Origin of the sequence: Micromonospora sp. NPDC000442, assembly GCF_042898635.1 — a bacterium.
In the GTDB taxonomy this organism is placed as follows: domain Bacteria; phylum Actinomycetota; class Actinomycetes; order Mycobacteriales; family Micromonosporaceae; genus Micromonospora.
Genome location: NZ_JBIAYZ010000010.1, coordinates 244838 through 262609, shown reverse-complemented (window position 1 = coordinate 262609; position 17772 = coordinate 244838). Strand labels below are relative to the sequence as shown.

12 protein-coding genes are annotated in these 17772 nt (G+C 72.6%); 3 read left to right on the top strand and 9 right to left on the bottom strand.

The window, feature by feature from the left end; all coding sequences use genetic code 11:
- Window positions 1–63: 63 nt before the first annotated feature.
- The 7 genes from ACFY2A_RS18745 to ACFY2A_RS18715 form a co-directional block, all read right to left on the bottom strand.
- Complete coding sequence (locus ACFY2A_RS18745; RefSeq protein ID WP_363922717.1) at window positions 64–1377, bottom strand: pitrilysin family protein; 1314 nt, start codon at window positions 1375–1377, stop codon at window positions 64–66.
- Between the two features lie 101 nt (window positions 1378–1478).
- A complete protein-coding gene (locus tag ACFY2A_RS18740) occupies window positions 1479–1661 on the bottom strand; it encodes a hypothetical protein (protein ID WP_387173054.1) in 183 nt (60 codons plus the stop codon).
- Between the two features lie 273 nt (window positions 1662–1934).
- Complete coding sequence (locus ACFY2A_RS18735; RefSeq protein ID WP_013735772.1) at window positions 1935–2138, bottom strand: cold-shock protein; 204 nt, start codon at window positions 2136–2138, stop codon at window positions 1935–1937.
- Between the two features lie 201 nt (window positions 2139–2339).
- Window positions 2340–5744 (bottom strand): ATP-dependent helicase, encoded by a 3405-nt coding sequence (locus ACFY2A_RS18730; protein WP_387173052.1) that lies wholly within the window; start codon window positions 5742–5744, stop codon window positions 2340–2342.
- The gene (locus tag ACFY2A_RS18725) at window positions 5741–9460 is read right to left on the bottom strand and encodes a PD-(D/E)XK nuclease family protein (protein ID WP_387173050.1); all 3720 of its coding nucleotides are present in this window, start codon (window positions 9458–9460) and stop codon (window positions 5741–5743) included. Before ACFY2A_RS18725 ends, ACFY2A_RS18730 begins: the two co-directional genes overlap by 4 nt.
- Before the next feature lie 227 nt (window positions 9461–9687).
- Complete coding sequence (locus ACFY2A_RS18720; protein ID WP_363922709.1) at window positions 9688–10233, bottom strand: TIGR00730 family Rossman fold protein; 546 nt, start codon at window positions 10231–10233, stop codon at window positions 9688–9690.
- Window positions 10234–10236: 3 nt separating this feature from the next.
- Window positions 10237–11148 (bottom strand): TIGR00730 family Rossman fold protein, encoded by a 912-nt coding sequence (locus ACFY2A_RS18715; protein WP_363922707.1) that lies wholly within the window; start codon window positions 11146–11148, stop codon window positions 10237–10239.
- 138 nt (window positions 11149–11286) lie between these two features.
- Here ACFY2A_RS18715 and ACFY2A_RS18710 point away from each other — a divergent pair, with 138 nt between their 5' ends.
- Window positions 11287–11439, top strand: coding sequence for a hypothetical protein (locus tag ACFY2A_RS18710; protein ID WP_363922705.1), 153 nt, complete (start codon window positions 11287–11289; stop codon window positions 11437–11439).
- Between the two features lie 42 nt (window positions 11440–11481).
- Here the strand turns inward: ACFY2A_RS18710 and dapE are convergent, their stop codons facing one another.
- Window positions 11482–12555, bottom strand: coding sequence for a succinyl-diaminopimelate desuccinylase (gene dapE / locus ACFY2A_RS18705; RefSeq protein ID WP_363922703.1), 1074 nt, complete (start codon window positions 12553–12555; stop codon window positions 11482–11484).
- 127 nt (window positions 12556–12682) lie between these two features.
- Between dapE and dapD the strand changes: the two genes are divergently transcribed.
- Window positions 12683–13642 (top strand): 2,3,4,5-tetrahydropyridine-2,6-dicarboxylate N-succinyltransferase, encoded by a 960-nt coding sequence (gene dapD, locus ACFY2A_RS18700; protein WP_387173047.1) that lies wholly within the window; start codon window positions 12683–12685, stop codon window positions 13640–13642.
- Between the two features lie 90 nt (window positions 13643–13732).
- Here dapD and ACFY2A_RS18695 read toward each other — a convergent pair whose 3' ends face one another.
- The gene (locus ACFY2A_RS18695; RefSeq protein WP_387173045.1) at window positions 13733–17062 is read right to left on the bottom strand and encodes a S8 family serine peptidase; all 3330 of its coding nucleotides are present in this window, start codon (window positions 17060–17062) and stop codon (window positions 13733–13735) included.
- 140 nt (window positions 17063–17202) lie between these two features.
- Between ACFY2A_RS18695 and ACFY2A_RS18690 the strand changes: the two genes are divergently transcribed.
- Window positions 17203–17760 (top strand): sugar O-acetyltransferase, encoded by a 558-nt coding sequence (locus tag ACFY2A_RS18690; RefSeq protein ID WP_363922697.1) that lies wholly within the window; start codon window positions 17203–17205, stop codon window positions 17758–17760.
- Window positions 17761–17772 lie beyond the last annotated feature (12 nt).

Below are 17772 nucleotides of genomic sequence, written 5' to 3'. Positions count from 1 at the left end.
CACTCACCGAGCCACCTTTCGTTCGCGACTGCGGGGCTCGCAAAACCGGCTCACTCCTCGCACTCACCGGGACCCACCTCCGGGGAGGACCTCGATGGAGGCGCGGCGCTCCGGGCGCAACGTGGCCGCGGCAACCCGGACCTGCTCGTCGGTGACCTCACCGATCAGGCTGGGCAACTCGCCGAGCAACCCCGGCTCGCCACGTTGCTGCTCCAGCACCGCCATCCCCAGCGCCCGGCCGAGCACCGCATCGGTGTCGCGCAGCAGGTGGGTGGCCATCCGCGCCTGGGTACGGGCCAGTTCACCGTCGCCGAGCCCGTCCTGGGCGAGCCGGTCCAGTTCCTCGTCCAGGGTCCGCAGCACCTTGTCCACGTCGCCGCCGGGCGGCAGGTGCGCCTGGAGCAGCAGCGCGGTCGGGTCGCGTACGTCGAACGGGTCACCCATGAAACCCAGGTAGCCACCGACGCTCGTCACCGCGCGGTCCCGGCGCACCAACCGCTCCACCAACCGCGACGCGTCACCGTCGGTGAGCACCTCGGCCAGCACCACGTACGGCAGGTAGGCGGCGAAGTCGTCGATCGGGTCGGGCACCCGCCACGCCGACGCCACCGCCGGCAGCGGAGCCAACTTGTCGGTGTACGAGGTGCGCCGCTCGACGGTCAGGTCCGGCTCGGCGAAGTCCGGCCGGTCGGGTGCCGGGCGGGCCGGTACGTCACCGAAGTGCCGCTCGATCAGCGTGACCGCCTCGGCGGTGTCGATGTCCCCGCTGACCGCGAGCACCGCATTGCCGCTGGCGTAGTAGCGCCGGAAGAAGTCCGCGGCGTCAGCGACGGTGGCCGACTCCAGATCGTCGAAGGAGCCGTACCCGTCATGGGCGTTGGGGAAGGTGTCGAACAGCACCGGCGGCAGGGTCAACCAGGGGAACCCACCGTAGGGCCGGTTGAGCACGTTGACCCGGATCTCCTCCTTGACCACATCGACCTGGTTGCGCAGGTTCTCCTCGGTGAGCCGAGGGCCGCGCATCCGGTCGGCCTCCAGGAACAGCGCCCGCTCCAGGGCGTTGCTCGGCAGGGTCTCGAAGTAGTCGGTGTAGTCCAGATGGGTAGAGCCGTTGAAGGTGCCACCGGCCCCCTGCACATGCCGGAAGTGGGCGAGCTTCTCCAGATTCTCCGAGCCCTGGAACATCAGGTGCTCGAAGAGGTGGGCGAAACCGGTGCGCCCCTCCGGCTCGGAACGGATGCCGACGTCGTAGACGACCGCCACACCGATGACCGGGGCGCTGCGATCGGGAGTCAGGACGACCCGTAGGCCGTTGTCGAGGGTGAACCGTTCGACCGGATACCTCGTCGCTGGGATTCTCGCTCTGCGGGTCGGCACGGATCCGACCCTAACGTCTCGACGCGCCCGCCGGTGCCGCCGTGCGATGAAGCGCACCGCGGTCGGGTCGGCGCGCCGACCCGACCGGAACGGTGCGCCCCTCAGCCGGACACGCTGTCGGCGCGGTCGGTCGGTGCCGGTCGGTGCAGCTCCACCAGGCCGGACGGGGCGGACCCGCCCGGCGTGACCGGCCAGGGTGCGAACGTCACGGCCGTGGCCAGCAGCAGCCCGACTGCCGCCACCGCGATCACCAGGAGCAGCTCACGCGCCGCCGAGCCCACCATGGTCTTCCTTCCCCGTGCCCGATCAGGAGCCCCCCCGGCTCCTCCCCCGCAGCCAGGGTTCCCGAGCCGGGCCAGGAAGACAGTCGCCCACCCGACGGTCGGCAGGCTGATTGCCGACTCAGGGTTGCGGCGCTGCTCGGCGGAGACCGGAACGCGCGGACCAGGACCGACCGGGACGCCGGCCCCACGCCCGCCAAGGAAACACGGACGGCCGGGCCGCCACCGGTGCGCAAGTGCACGGCGGCGACCCGGCCGACACCGGGTGACCGAAGGTCAGAGCGGACGGATGTTCTCCGCCTGCGGGCCCTTCTGGCCCTGCACGACCTCGAACTCCACCCGCTGGTTCTCGTCGAGGCTGCGGTAGCCGGAGGACTGGATTGCCGAGAAGTGGGCGAAGACGTCCGCGCCGCCGCCGTCCGGGGTGATGAAGCCGAAGCCCTTGTCAGCGTTGAACCACTTGACGGTGCCAATAGCCATGCTTGTTTCGTCTCCTTGACGGAACGTCAACCCCGCACCTGTTGCGGAGTTGAAAGAGGAATGTCCCGAGCGAACCTGCCCGGAACGCCTGTCGCTGCTGGTCGCCCCGCCCGGAGGAGTCCGGACATAACAAAGAGCGCCTGGGGCCACATTCCGCCAGGCGCAAACAGAGCTGGTAACCGAAACTGCAACGAGGGAACCCTACCATGGATCCGGCACCACGCCAGTGCTTCTCGTCGACTCGGGTACCGAGCTGATCAACGCGGTCAGCCCGTCGACGTCGAGCAGGTCCGCCGGCCGGACGGTCACCCCGTCCCGCACGTAGTGGAACGCCGCACCGACCCGGTCGACCGGCACACCGGCCAGTTCCGCCCAGGCCAGCCGGTAGACCGCCAGTTGCACCGCCGCCACCTCGGCGGCGGCGCCGTCCGGCCGCGTGCCGGTCTTCCAGTCGACCACGTCGAAACGGTCGCCGGGACGACGGAACACGGCGTCCATCCGGCCGCGTACCACCACTCCGCCGATCACCGTGGCGAACGGCACCTCCACCTCGATCGGGGTGCGGTCCGCCCACTCGCTCGCCAGGAAGCGCCGCTGGAGTTCGGCCAACTCCTCGTCCGGCGCTGCGTCGGCGTCCGCCGCCCCCGGTAGCTCGTCGGTGTCGAGCAGCCGGTCCGCGCCGAACCGCTGCTCCAGCCAGGCATGGAACGCGGTGCCGCGGCGGGCGTACGGGTTGGGCTCGGCCGGCATCGGGCGGCGCAGTGCCCGGGCCAGCCCGGCCGGATCCCGGCGCAACGCGACAAGTTGCGTAACCGACAGATGCTCGGGCAGTGACACCTCGATCGGGCCGGAGAGCCGGCTCAACTCCGCCCGCTCGGCCAGCAGCAGCTCAGCCTCCCGTCGCCACCGGGTCACCTCCGGATCCTCCCCGACCGTGTCGTCCGGCCGGTCCCCGCCGTCGTCGCCGCCGTCGTCGCCGCCGTCGGTCAGGAAACGGCGGACCAGCGCCGCCGCCTCGGCCAACACCGGACGGCGGGGGCCGAGCGGATCGGCCGGCCACTCGGCCCGCAGCACCACCTCGGTGGTCGGGTTCACCGCGTCCGGCGCCGGTTCCGGAGCCCACTCGTCGACCAGGTGACCGGCGCCGCCGTCCAGGCAGGCGTCGTGTACCTCGCGGAGCAGCGCCGACGGGCCGCGCGGCCGCTTGGTGCCCTCACCCCACCAGTGACCCGAGCAGAGCAGCAGCCGCCGGGGCCGGGTCACCGCCACGTACGCCAGCCGTCGTTCCTCCCGCTCGTCGTGGGCCCGCCAGGCATCGGTGAAGTCCTCCACCGCCCGAGCCACCCCGCGCTGGTCGTCCGCCTCGGCCAGGGCCAACTCGGGCAGCCCGTCGACGTCCCCGCGCAGCGGGAACGGCAGTACGCCCAGGCCACCGAGCCAGTGGTCCGAATTGCGGACCGGCCCCGGCCACACGCCACGACTCAGCCCGGCCACCGCCACCACGTCCCACTCCAGCCCTTTGGCGGCGTGCGCGGTGAGGATCTGCACCGCCCCCTCGACCACCTCGACCTCGCCCGGCGCGAGACCACGCTCCTCGTCCTCGGCGGCGGCGAGATAGGCCAGGAACCCGGCGAGCGTGGCGGCCGGAGACTCCCCGCTGAACCGGGCGGCCACGTCACCCAACGCGTCCAGGTGCCCCCGGGCCAGGCCGGCGTCACCGGCACCGTCGCGGCCGGCCCGCACCGCCACCTCCACGTCCAGCCCGGTGGTCCGTTCCACGTCCGCGATCAGTTCCGGCAGGGACTGGTCCAGCCGGTAACGGAGCAGGCCCAGTTCCCGGGCGTACGCGCGCAGCCGCGCGTAGCCCTCGGCCGAGTACGCCTGCGCGGGCCCCAGGTCGGCAAGCGCCTCCACCAGGGTCGCCTCGTCAAGGCCGTCGGGCGTGATCTCCGGAGCGCCGTCGTCGGCGAGTCGGCGGCGGGCCGCCGCGATGGCCCTGGCCCGACGGTGCAGCGCCACCAGATCCCGCGGCCCGATCCGCCACCGGGCACCGGTCAGCAGACGCAGCAACGCGGCCCCGTCGGTCGGGTCGGCCAGCACCCGCAGGGTGCAGACCACGTCGCGTACCTCAGGGGTGTCCAGCAGGCCGCCGAGCCCGACCACCTCGACCGGCAGGCCGCGCTCACGCAACGCGGCGGCGATCGCCGGGATCTGGCTGCGCAGCCGGACCAGTACCGCCGTGGTCGGGCGTCGCGTCACGGGGATGTGCTCGGGCAACACGTCCGGTGTGCCGGCCGCGCCCCGCCAGGCGGCCAGCAGGCTGTCGGCGATCCAGTCGGCCTCGTCGGCGTACGTCGGCAGCAGCGCGCAGTGCACCGTGCCGGCGGCGGCGCCACCCGGGCTGCGATGTGGGATCGGCTCGTCGACGCCGAGCGCGGCGTGCAGCTCGGGTACCCGGGCCCCGGCCGCGCGCAGCGGGGTGGCCAGCGCGTTCGCCACCGCCAGGATCTCCGGTCGGTTGCGCCAGCTGGTGGTCAGCCCGAGCGCCCGGGCCGGGCTGCCGTCGGCGCGGGCGAACTCGGTCGGGAAGCGGTCCAGGGTGCCGGCGCTGGCTCCCCGCCAGCCGTAGATGGACTGGCAGGGATCCCCCACGGCGGTCACCGGGTGACCGCCACCGAACAGTGCTTTGAGCAGCACCACCTGGGCGTGGCTGGTGTCCTGGTACTCGTCGAGCAGCACCACCTGATAGCGGCTGCGCTCGATCTCACCGACGCCGGGATGGTCCCGGGCGACCCGGGCCGCCCGGGCGAGCTGGTCGGCGAAGTCCATCGCCTCGAAATCGTCCTTCCGGCGGGCGTACCCGCGCACCAGCGGGAGCAGCTTCAGCCGGGTCTGCTGGAGGGCGAGGGCCTTGCGTACCCCGGCGTAGACCCGCCCCGGACGCGACTGCACGTCGGCGAAGAACCGACCGGTCCAGGCGGCCAGCTCGTCCGGTTCGACCAGGTGCTCGTCCAGCTCGCCGGCGAGCGCCAGTACCGCGTCGGTGACGGTGCTCGGCATCCGGTCCACCTCGGACATGTCCCCGTCGTAGTTGCGCACGATCAGGTCGACCAACTGCCAGCGGGACGCCTCGGTCAGCAGCCGGGTGGAGGGCTCGTAGCCGGCGCGCAGGCCGTGCTCGGTGACGATCCGCCCGGCGTACGAGTGGTAGGTGGCCACCGTCGGCTCACCGGCGAGGGGGTCGTCGAGCGGGTTGCGCGCGCGGCGGCCCAACCGGCGGACCAACTGGTCGAGCCGGACGCGTACCCGGTGCGCCAGCTCACCGGCGGCCTTGCGGGTGAAGGTGAGGCCGAGCACCTGTTCCGGCCGGACGTACGAGTTGGCCACCAACCACACCACCCGGGCGGCCATCGTCTCGGTCTTGCCCGAGCCCGCACCGGCGACCACCAGCAGCGGCTCCACCGGCGCGGCGATGATCGCCGCCTGTTCCCGGGTGGGCGCCGGCAGGCGGAGCAGCTTCGCCAGTTCCACCGGCGTGTACCGGGGGCCAGCGTCGGCCGCGCGGGGCGCCGGTGGGATCGGCTCGAACAGGGTGGGCTGGCTCACGGCTCGACCACCTGCCGGCCCTGGCCGGACACCGGGCAACTGCTGCGCACCGGGCAGACCCGACACTTCGAGTTGGCGACCGCCGCGAAGGTCGCGGCGGCCATCGTGTCGGCGGTACGGCGCACCAGCGCGGTCGCCCAGCCGGCCTCCGGACCGTCGGTGGCCGGCGGCTGGGCCTGCTCGCGGGCATCCTTCGCGCCGGTGCCGAGCTGCACCAGTGCCGCTCCGCCGGGTTCGTCGCCGAACTCGGCGAACGCTCCGGCCTCCACCGCCGCCTGGTACGCACCCAACTGGGGATGCTCGGCCACCTCGCCCTCGGTGACCGCGGTGGACTTGCCGGTCTTCAGGTCGACCACCACCAACCGACCGTCCGCGTCGATCTCCAACCGGTCGACCCGGCCGGTCAGCTCGACCGGCCGGTGCGGGTCGTCGAGGCGTACCGCGAACTCCTGTTCGATGGCGAGCAGCCGGCGCGGGTTGGCGGCCAGCCACCGCAGCAGCTTGTCCACCATCGCCTCGGCCCGGGCCTGCTCCGGGCCGACCATCCAGCGCGCCGCCAGCTCGATCGCGTCGAAGCGGGCGGCCACGTACTCCAGCAGCGTCTCCCGGTCGGCGCGGGCGTCCTCGGCGAGCATCGCCGCCGCGTGCACCAGGTTGCCGACGCCCTGCGCGGTGCTGGCCGGCGCGCTGCCACCGTGCCGTTCCAGCAGCCAGCGCAGGCTGCACCGCAGCGCGCTCTCCATCCCCGACGGGGTCACCCGGACCGGCTCACCGTCGTCGACCAGCGGCCGGTCGTCGGACAGGGGACGCAGCCCCCACCAGTCGTCGGGGTGTGCGCCGGACACCCCGGCGGCAGCCAGCCGCGCCAGCTCGGCCGCCGCCGCGCGCCGCCGGACGAGCGGCGCCGCCGGATCGGCGACCGCGGTACGCAGCTCCGCCACCAACGCAGGCAGCGTGAGCGCCCGGGGTGGCCGGCTCAACGGCAGCCGACCCGACCCGGGATGCTCGGTCCCGGTGGTGCCCGCCGGGCCATCCTCGCCCGGGTTCCGATCCGCCGATGCACCTGTGGAGAGTGGCTCGTCCGGTGGCCGGGACGGCGGTGGCGGACCGACGGATCCGTCGGCGGCGTCCCCCGGATCGTCGGTGGGGCCCAGCTCGTAGAGGAATCGGCTGGGCTGCTCCTCGTGGTCGTCGCCGCCCACGGACGCGGAGGCGACCGCGCTGACCAGCAGCCGCCGCCGAGCGCGGGTCACCGCGACGTGGAACAGCCGTCGCTCCTCGTCGAGCAGCGCCGAGGTCTGCCCGACCACGGTCGCCACCGCGGCCGCGCCGTCCCCTCGGCCGGCCAACATGTCGACCAGTCGCTCCGAGCCGAGCAGGCTGCCGCGCAGCCGCAGATCCGGCCAGACGCCCTCCTGCACCCCGGCCACCGCGACCAGATCCCACTCGAGTCCTTTGGCCGCGTGCGCGGTGAGCAGCCGCACGGCGTCGCCCCGGTCGGCGGTCGGTGCCAGCGTGTCGGCCGGCAGTTCCTGACCGAGCACGTGGTCGAGGAAGACCTCGGTACGCGCGCCCGGCAGACGGTCGGTGAACCGGGCGGCGGCGTCGAAGAGAACCAGCATGGCGTCCAGGTCACGGTCGGCCGCCTCGGCCCGGCGACGCCGCGCGAGATCACCCTCGCCGGCCACGGTCGGGCCCCGGGTAAGCGCGGCCGACCACAGCTCGGCCAGCCCGCTGGCCCGCCAGACGGCCCAGAGCACCTCCTCGGCGGTGGCGGCCGGCCGGTCGGCCGCCTCCCGGGCGACGGCCAGCAGCCCGGCCACCGTCTGTGCCGGCTCGGCCCAACGCCGCTCGACTCCGGCCAGCTCGGCCGGGTCGCGAAGCGCCTCAATGATCAGCTCTCCGGAGGGTCGACGGTCGCCCCGGGCCAGGGCGAGGGCACGCAGACCCTGCCGCAGTCGTCGTTCCGCCAACGGGTCGGCACCGCCGAGCGACGAATGCAGCAGCGCGACCGCGGCCTCCTCGTCGAGCCGCTCCGGCTCCAACGCGCAGCGCAGCAGGAGCAGCAGCGGCGCGACCGCCGGTTGCAGGTGCAGCGGAAGATCCTCGCCGTGCACCACGGTCGGCACGCCGGCCGCGTGCAGCGCCCGCCGCAGCCCGGGCAGCTGCCGGGCGGTGGAGCGGACCAGCACCGCCATCCGCGCCCACGGCACGCCGTCGAGCAGGTGCGCCTCCCGCAACGCGTGCGCCAGCCACGCCGCCTCACTGGTGGTCGAGGAGAACGTGCGTACCTCCACGGTCCCCGACGGGGTGCCCGGCAGCGGTCGCAGCCGCCGGTGTGCGGCCGGCCCGCGAAGTCGTCGGGCCAGCCGGGTGGTGGCGAACAGCAGCCGCTCGCCCGCCCGGTAGCTGGTGGTCAGCAGCACCTGGGCGGCCGGTGCGCCGGAGGCGGTGCGGAACCGGTGCGGGAAGGTCGTCACGCCGCCCGGGTCGGCCCCCCGGAAGGCGTACGTGGAGGAGTCCGGATCGGCGAAGGCGACCAGGGGAAGGCCACCGCCGGCCACCGTGTCCAGCAGCTCCAGTTGCGCGGGGTCGGTGTCGGCCAGCTCGTCGACGTAGACGTGCGCCAGCCGACGCCGCTCGGCGGCCAGCAGCTCCGGATCGTCGCGCAGCATTCCGGTGGCGGCCCGGACCAGCTCCGCCGGGTCGTAGGCGACCGAGCCACGGTTGGCCACGTCGCGCAGGGCCAGCACGGCGACGTACTGGCGCAGGAACCGGGCGGCGGCCGGCCAGTCGGCGCGGCCGAGTCGCTCACCGAGCCGGGCCAGCTCGACCGGGCCCACGCCCCGCTCGGCGGCACGCATCAGCAGGTCGCGCAGCTGGGCGGCGAATGCCCGGGTACGCAGCGCCGGCCGCAGGTCCTCCGGCCAACCGACCGGGTCGTCATCGGGCTCCGCGTCGGGCTCCGCACCGACCACGTCCAGCAGCTCACGGATGATCAGATCCTGTTCCGGGCCGGTGAGCAGCCGGGGTGACGGTTCGCCGCGTTCGGCGGCGGCCCGCCGCAGCAGGCCGAAGGCGTACCCGGGAAAGGTGCGCACCAGCGGCTCGCGCAGCACCCGCTGACCGCTCGCGGCGATCCGCGCCTCGATCCGGTGCCGCAGATCGGCGGCCCCACGCCGGCTGAAGGTGAGCACCAGAATCCGCTCCGGGTCGACTCCCTCGGTTACCCGGGCGGTGACCGCCTCGACGAGGGTCCGGGTCTTCCCGGTGCCCGGCCCGCCCACGACGAGCATCGGACCGGCGGTGTGCGCGACGATCTCTGCCTGGCGCGGATCGACCTGTGCAGCGGCCGAGCCTGGCGCGGCACCCCCCGGGTCGACCTGGCCCGGCGCGGCACGACCCGGCCGTCCCTGGGAGGGCGCGGCGTGATCGGACGTGACCCGGCCCGGCGCGGCATGACCCGGCCGTCCCTGGGAGGGCGCGGCATGATCAGGCCGTTCCTGGCCCGGCGCGGCGTGATCCGGCGCGGCGTGACCCGACACGATTCGGTCCTGCCCGGCCCGGTCCGGCGTAGCCCGGTCCGGCGCGGCGCGGTCCGGCGCGGCGCGGTCCGGCGCTGGGTGCGGATGCGCGGCGTCCGAGGGCGGCCCGGTGGACGGGCCGCTCCCCTCGGTCGGCCCGGCGGGCCGACGCACCAACCGGTACGCCTGCATCCCGCCATCCCATCACGGCCCTGCGACACCGCTCGACGCGCCACACCCGCCTCGGCCGACGCCCGGCCGCTCGACATGCGGCAAAGTGGGGCCTCCGACCGGCGGGAAAGCCCAACACACCGCATCCCGGGTCGATCACGTGCCGGCCGCCGGTCTGCCGTGGGCTGAGCGGGGCAGGTGGCGGGCCGGAGGCGGGGGGCGACCAGGGCCGCGCCACGGCCAGGCGGTCAGGTGAGGTGGGATTCGATCAGGTCCAGTGCACTGGGGACGGTGTCGACCGACCGGAGCAGGTCGAAGCCGGCGGGCTTGAGAAAGGTCTGGTCGGTCAGGTCACGCAACCACTTCAGCAGCGGGTCGTAGAAGCCGTCGGTGTCGACAAGCACCATCGGCTTGTGGTGCAGGGCGAGCGTCGCGGTGGTCCAGACCTCGAAGAGTTCGTCGAGCGTGCCGAGCCCGCCGGGCAGGGTGAGGAAGGCATCCGACTTCTCGATCATCAGGATCTTCCGACTGGCCATCGACTCGGTGACCAACAGTTCGTCGGAGGCGAGGTCGGCGACCTCCAGGTCGACCAACGCCTGCGGGATCACGCCGACCGTGCGACCTCCGGCGGCGCGTGCGCCGTTGACCAGTGCACCCATCATCCCGACGCAGCCTCCGCCGCTGACCAGCGTGTGCCCGCGCCGAGCAATCTCCGCACCGGTGTCGGCCGCCAGGTCCAACCAACGCTTGTCGAGCGTGCGGGAGGAGGCGCAGAACACGCAGATCGCGGCCATCGGTCAGCGCCCCGCGGGGTCGTCGGTCGGGGCCGATCCGTCGGCAGCAGCCGACCCGTTGGCAACGACCGACCCGTTGGCAGCAGCCGACTCGTCGGCGGCGGCCTGCTGGTCGGCGGCGACCCGGGCGACGGCTTCCTCGCGTACGGTCTCCTGCTCGACGCTGAGGGCGGCCTCGGCCTCGACGATGTGCCGCACCGCCGCCGCGACATCGTCGGTGACGCAGATCAGCTCCAGATCGACCGGGCCGATCTTGCCCTCGGCGGCCATCGTGTCACGCAGCCAGTCGAGCAGACCCTGCCAGTAGTCCGCGCCCATCAGCACCACCGGGAACCGGGTGACCTTCCCGGTCTGCACCAGGGTGAGCGCCTCGAAGAGTTCGTCCATGGTGCCGAACCCGCCGGGCAGCACCACGAACGCCTGGGCGTACTTGACGAACATGGTCTTGCGGGCGAAGAAGTAGCGAAAGTCGATCGCGAGGTCGACCCACTCGTTGATGCCCTGCTCGAAGGGAAGTTCGATGCCGAGGCCGACGGAGTGGCCGCCGGCCTCGCTGGCCCCCCGGTTGGCCGCCTCCATCACGCCCGGACCGCCTCCGGTGATCACCGCGTAGCCGGCCCGGGCCAGCGCCGCGCCCAGTGCCTCGGCGAGCTGGCACTCGGGGCTGTCCGGCTTGCTGCGCGCCGACCCGAAGACGCTTACCGCTGGCGGCAGGTCGGCGAGGGTGTCGAAGCCCTCCACGAACTCGGAGAGGATGCGCAGTGCCCGCCAGGCGTCCTTCGTCTTCCAGTCGGCCCGCGCCCGGGAGTCCAGCAGGCGCTGATCCGCAGTACTATCGGTTATCGACTGGCGACGAAGTGTGACGGCGCCGCGATGCCGCTCCTGCCCTCGTTCGCGCCCGCTGCTCTGGGTCATGAAAGCAACCGTAGTGGAGTCCGGCCGGAGAACCCGGCAAACACTTCGTGATCTTGTGCAACCAAATCGCTTCCCCGTACGTCTTACTATTCACATACCGGGTATGCCCGGCGCGCGGACTTCGGGGGAGGAGACAGCGTGATCAACAACAACGAACGGATCCGGATTCGCCGCCAGATGCAGCGACGCATCCGCGACGTGGTGGCCGAGCGCCGCCGCACCCGCCTGCTCGACAAGCCGCCCGAACCGCCGGCCGATCCCGATGCCGAGGCCCACCTGACCGCCGTCTGACCGTCGAGGCGCCCGCCCGGTCACCGGGCCGGCACCGGACGATCAGGCGGCGGCGAGCCAGCGATGCAGCGTCGCCGCACCGTCGCGGATCTTGCTGATCTCGACGTGCTCGTCCGGGTGGTGGGCCAGGTTCGGATCACCCGGGCCGAAGTTCAGCGCCGGGATCCCCATCGCGGCGAACCGGGCCACGTCGGTCCAACCCAGCTTGCCGATGGGTGCGGCGCCCACCGCCGCCAGGAACTCCCGGGCGGGGGCGGCCTCCAGTCCGGGCAGGGCACCGGCCGCGCAGTCGGTCACGGTCAGCTCGTAGTCCGCGAAGACCTCGCGCAGGTGCGCCTCGGCCTCGGCCGGCGTACGGTCCGGCGCGAAGCGGTAGTTCACCTCGATCTCGCACCGGTCCGGCACCACGTTCCCGGCGACCCCGCCGTGGATTCGGGTCGCGTTCATGCCCTCCCGGTACTCGCATCCGTCGATGGTCACCCGGCGGGCCTGGTACGTCGACAGGCGGCGGAGCACCTCGCCCGCACCGTGCACCGCATTGACACCGTGCCAGGAACGGGCCGAGTGGGCCCGGACCCCGGTGGTCACCACCACTGCCCGCATGGTGCCCTGGCAGCCGGCCTCGACGATGCCGTACGTCGGCTCCAGCAACAGGGCGAAGTCGGCCTCCAGCCAGTCCGGATGCGCCTGCGCGACCAGGTGCAGGCCGTTGTACCTCGACTCGATCTCCTCGGCCTCGTAGAAGAAGTACGTCACGTCGTAGCGTGGCTCGGGCAGGGTGGTCGCGAGATGCAGCGCGTAGGCGACCCCCGACTTCATGTCCGAGGTGCCGCAGCCGTACATCAGGTCGCCGCGCAGGGTCGACGGAAAGTTGTTGTTCAGCGGCACGGTGTCCAGGTGGCCGGCGAGCACCACCCGCGAGGCCCGCCCCAGGTCGGTACGGGCCATCACCGTGTTGCCGTGCCGGTAGGTGGTCAGGTGCGGGACCACCCGCAGAACCTCTTCGACGCAGTCGGCGATGGCCTTCTCGTTGAGGGACACGGACTCGATGTCGACAAGCGCGCGGGTCAACGCCACCGGATCGGCGAGGACCTCGGGGGTAAGCGGGTTCTCCATGGTCCGCACGGTACCGTCACAACCGGCGACCGCGAGACGGGAGCCTTCGGCGAAGCGCGAGGAGTGGGCCGGCGAGCCCCGCAGTCGCGAGCAGCAGCCCGCCCGCAGGGGAACGAGAGGTGAGTAAGTGACGTCCACACAATCCGCGTGGGGCATCGGCCTGGCCACCGTCACCGCCGAGGACCAGGTGCTCGACGCCTGGTACCCGACCGGCAAGCTGGGCCTCGGCGAGCTGCCGCTGGTTGCCGGGGAGGACGAGGCCGACGTGCTGGACCTGCCGCCCGGCGCGATCGGCGACCGGGTCCTGCCGGGTCTGCGTACCGTCCAGGTGGTCACCGTCATCGGCTCGCTTGACGACCCGATCAAGGACGCGGCGGACGCGTACCTGCGGCTGCACCTGCTCTCCCACCGCCTGGTGCGCCCCAACGAGATCAACCTCGACGGCATCTTCGGCAAGCTGGCCAACGTGGCCTGGACCACCGCCGGGCCGTGCCCACCGGAGCGGGTGGACGAGCTGCGCGTCATCGAGCGGGCCGCCGGCCGCCACCTCGGGGTGTACGGGGTGGACAAGTTCCCGCGGATGACCGACTACGTGGTGCCCTCCGGGGTGCGGATCGCCGACGCCGACCGGGTCCGGCTCGGCGCACACCTCGCCGCCGGTACCACCGTCATGCACGAGGGCTTCGTCAATTTCAACGCGGGCACGCTCGGCGCCTCGATGGTCGAGGGGCGCATCGTGCAGGGCGTGGTGGTGGGTGACGGTTCGGACATCGGCGGCGGCGCCTCCATCATGGGCACCCTCTCCGGCGGCGGCACCGACAAGGTACGCATCGGCGAGCGCAGCCTGGTCGGTGCCAACGCCGGTGTCGGCATCTCGCTCGGCGACGACTGTGTCGTCGAGGCGGGTTGCTACATCACCGCCGCCTCGAAGATCAGTCTTCCGGACGGCCGGGTCGTCAAGGCGCGTGAGCTCTCCGGCGTCGACGGGTTGCTGTTCTGGCGTAACTCGGTCTCCGGCGCGCTGGAGGCCCGTCCGCGCGCCGGCCGGGGCATCGAGCTGAACTCCGCCCTGCACGCCAACGACTGAGGTGCGAGGCGGGGCCTCTTTTTGACGCCTGGCGCACAGGAGCACCCCCGGACGGGTCCGGCGCGAGCACGCCGGACCCGCCGGTGCGGGTCACCGCAGGCGGTACGCCTGGATGATCCGCTGGGTGACGGTGTTGCCGGCGGTGTCGCGGGCGGTGGCCCGCAACGACACGTGGCCGGTACCGCGCGGGTGCTGCACGGTGGCCTGCCAGCCGCTACCGACCTTGCGCAGCTTGGCGCGCTGCCAGCGCTTTCCGCCGTCGTAGGAGACCTCGACGGTCAACGACGCCGTCTTCGCGGCCGGTGCGCCGGGTTGGCGCTGCACCGCGACCGGGATCACGAAGGATCGGCCCGCCGGAGCCGCGTTCCGCTCGTCCAGTCGCGGCGCGAAGCGGATCGCCGAGGCGGGCAGCCGGAGCGGGTCGTCGCTCCGGACGTGCCGGGACCGGAACGTCCAGGTGGTGGCGACCTCGGTGCTCAGGTCGGTGACAGTGCGCTTCGCCGAGGTATCCAACCGGTACCTGGCGGGCCCGGCCGGCACCTCGAACTGGCCCCATCCCGGGTCCGTGGTCTCGTCGACCAGCTTGCCGTTGCGGTAGAGGGCGGTACGCGAGGCGTCCGTCAGCGAAGCACCCAGGTGGCCCGCCGCGTCGCTGTACAGCGGCACGGACAGGGTGATCAGATCGCCCTGCCGGGTCAGGCCCTCGTCCGGCCAGCGTGGCACCGGGAACGACGGTCCGTGGGGCGCACCGTTCCAGACGTCCCGGTACGTGCGTCCGCCCCGGTACGTCGTCGGGTCCGAGAACAGGATGGCCACCGGTTCGAGCCAGGGCACATCATCGCTGCGCGTGCCGAACCACAGCTCGGTGCTCCAACGCACGTCCCGGGTGCTGAAGTACTCGACCCGCTGTCCCGGTACCGCGGTCGGTAGCCCGACCGCCCAGCCGCCCACGTCGGGCTCGAAGACAGCGAAGGCCATCCGCTCGGCGACCGTGCCCGGGTAGCCGTCCCGGAACGTCGGCTTGACGGTGGCCAGGTCGCTGCCACGGTAGTGCCGGGTCAACCCGTTGGGCATCCGACCCTGGACCATCTCGGCGAGTGCGTACAGGTACGGGCTGCTGGCTGCTTCCAGGTCGGCGAACTGGCTGGTGACGACGGCCTGGAAGTGGTCCGCCGAGGTCCGCGCGCCGATCTGCCCGGTGAAAAGGCCGTCGAAGTCGTCGGCGACCGCGCCGAACCCGGCCGACCCCTCATCGAGCAGGAAGGTCGCGTCGACGGCGACCAGGGCCGGCGTCGCCGACCGGTCCGGGACCGTCATCCGCACCGGCCCCGCCGTACGGGCGTCGACGACGATCTCGGCGTCCGACTGCACCACCAGCTCCGGCCGGCTCATCAGCGTCAGGCTCTCGCTCTCCACGTCCACCACGAAGCTGGCCAGCCCGTACCTGCCCTTGGGTACGCGCACCTCGGCGGTACCGTCCGGGTCGTACGCGAGAATGTCGATGAAGTCGTCCAACCCCACCAGGAAGCTCGCGTAGTCTTCCGGCACGGCACCGTCGCGGCTCAGGTGGCGCAGGGTCAGCGTGTAGCTCTCCACCTCCTTGTGCACTGCCAGTGGGGTGATCGCCACCAGGTCACCGGCGTGCGCGACCACCCGGCCGGTGTAGTGACCGTCCGGGCTGTCGACGCTTGTGTCGACCGTGACCGTGGCTGACGCGGTACCGCCGGCCGGCACCTGAACCTGCTGCGTGCCGAGCGTGAACACCCCGGCCGGCGCGGATTCCCCGTCCGGGCCGGTGGCCTCGATGCTGAGGTCCAGGGTGAGCGGCGCGGTTCCGGTGTTACGCCAGGTCACCTCGCGTTGGATCGGTTCGTCGTCGTCGTGCGGCCACAGCGTCCGACCGAACGAGACGCTGGCCGGCTCGCTGACCAGCGACTGGGTGATGGCACGCGCCACGTCGACCCGGCCGGCACCCTGCTGGTACGCGGTCAGTTCCGGATGCGGTCGGGCCGAGGCCATCAGGGTGGCCTTGAGTCGCTCCGCGGTCGCGTCGGTGTGCTGCTGGGCGAGCAGCGCCGCCGCGCCGGCGACGTGTGGTGCGGACATCGACGTGCCGGAGAGCGAGACGTACTGCTCACCGACCGGTTCGCCGAGTTCCGTGCCCTGCCCTCGGGCGGCCACGATGTCCACTCCCGGGGCGGTGATGTCCGGCTTGAGGGCGTCGTCACCGACCCGCGGGCCCTGGCTGGAGAAGTCGGCGAGTTGGTCGTCGCGGTCGACCGCGCCGACGGCGAGCGCGGCGTCGGCGCTCGCCGGTGAGCCGACCGTGCCGGTCCGTCCGGCGTTGCCGGCGGAGATCACGAAGAGGGCACCCGTCTGCTCGGTGAGCGTGTTCACCGCCTCCTCCAGCGGGTCGACCTCCGGGGTGTCCGTCCCGCCCAGGCTGAGGTTGACCACGTCGGCCTCGGCCTCGGTGGCGGCCCACTGCATGCCCGCCAGGATGGCCGACTCGGTGCACCCGTACTCCTCGCAGACCTTGCCGGAGAGCAGGGTCGCGTCGGGTGCCACGCCCCGGTTGCGGCCGTCCGAGGCGGCACCGCTGCCCGCGATGATCGAGGCGACGTGGGTGCCGTGCCCCACGATGTCGCCCGGGTTCGCCTCCTCGGTGAAGTTCCTCGACTCGGCGACCCGGCCGGTGAGGTCGGGATGCGCGGCGTCGACACCGGTGTCCAGCACCGCGACGCGTACCCCCTGACCAGTGAAGCCGGCCTGGTGGGCGGCGGGCGCCCCGATCTGCGGCACGCTGTGTTCCAGCGTCAGCTGCCGCCGGCCGTCGAGCCAGATCCGCTCGACACCCCCCGCCGCGTCGAACCGGGCGCCGCTGGCACCGGCGACCGTGGCCCAGAGCTGGCCCACGCTTTGCTTGTCCGCGGTGGCCGCGACACCACCGATGGCCGCCAGGTCGCGGGTGACGGTCACTCCTTCGGGCGGGCCGGCCCGCCGGGCGGCCGACCCGTAGGTCATGAGCAGGGGCAGGTCGTCGCGGTGCGCGTCGTCGTAGCCGGCGGCGACCAGCCCGGCCACGTCGAAGAGCCGGCGGTCGACCCGTCCGTCGCGGATCGACGGCAGGGCGTCCTGCGGCACCACCCAGAGGTGGTCCCGTTCCCGCTGGGTGAGGAAACGGATGCCGTCGCGGCCCTCACCCGGGCGTACGCTCGCCCCGGTGGCGGTGACCGTGACCTGGTCGCCGGTGACCAGGGTGACGGTGGCGGGTCCGCGGCCGGCGTCGGGTCGGCCACTCGGAAGATGGGTCGGCGGGGCCGCGGCCGGCGCAGCCGGTGCGGCCGTGACCGCCGCCGGTACGCCGAACACCAGACCCAGCACGAGTCCGGTGGCGGTCAGTTTGCTCCTTCGTCGCAACTGAATCCTCCTCTGGAGCGTCTATATCGATGTAAAACACATCGACTCCCATCACACTTGCATACTGAGTATGTAAAAGGGAGTCAAGAATTCGACGAAGTTGAGTCCTCGTCGCGACGACCCCGGGCATGATCGGACGGATGACGTCCATGAAGGAACGCATGCTCGCCGGTGAGCCGTACCTCGCCGACGACCCGGAACTGATCGCCGACCACCTCCGCGCCCTGCACCTGATGGAACGGATCAACAACAGTGGCGTCGACGACCAGGAGGCACGTCAGGCGGCGCTGCACGAACTGCTCGGCGAGCTCGGCGAGGAGACCGGCATCCGGCCACCGTTCTACTGCGACTACGGCTACCACATCCGGATCGGGCCACGCAGCTTCGTCAACTACCACGCGGTCTTCCTCGACGTCGCACCGATCACCATCGGCGCAGACGTCCAGATCGGCCCGAACGTGCAACTGCTCACGCCCACCCACCCGGTGGAGCCGGAGCCACGCCGGGCGAAGTGGGAAGCGGCCCGACCCATCACCATCGGCGACAACGTCTGGCTCGGTGGCGGAGCGATCATCCTCGCCGGAGTCACCGTCGGTGACAACACAGTGGTCGGGGCGGGTGCCGTGGTGACCCGCGACCTTCCCGCCAACGTCGTAGCGGTCGGTAACCCGGCTCGCCCGGTACGCCAGCTCGACTGACCCTCGATCAGC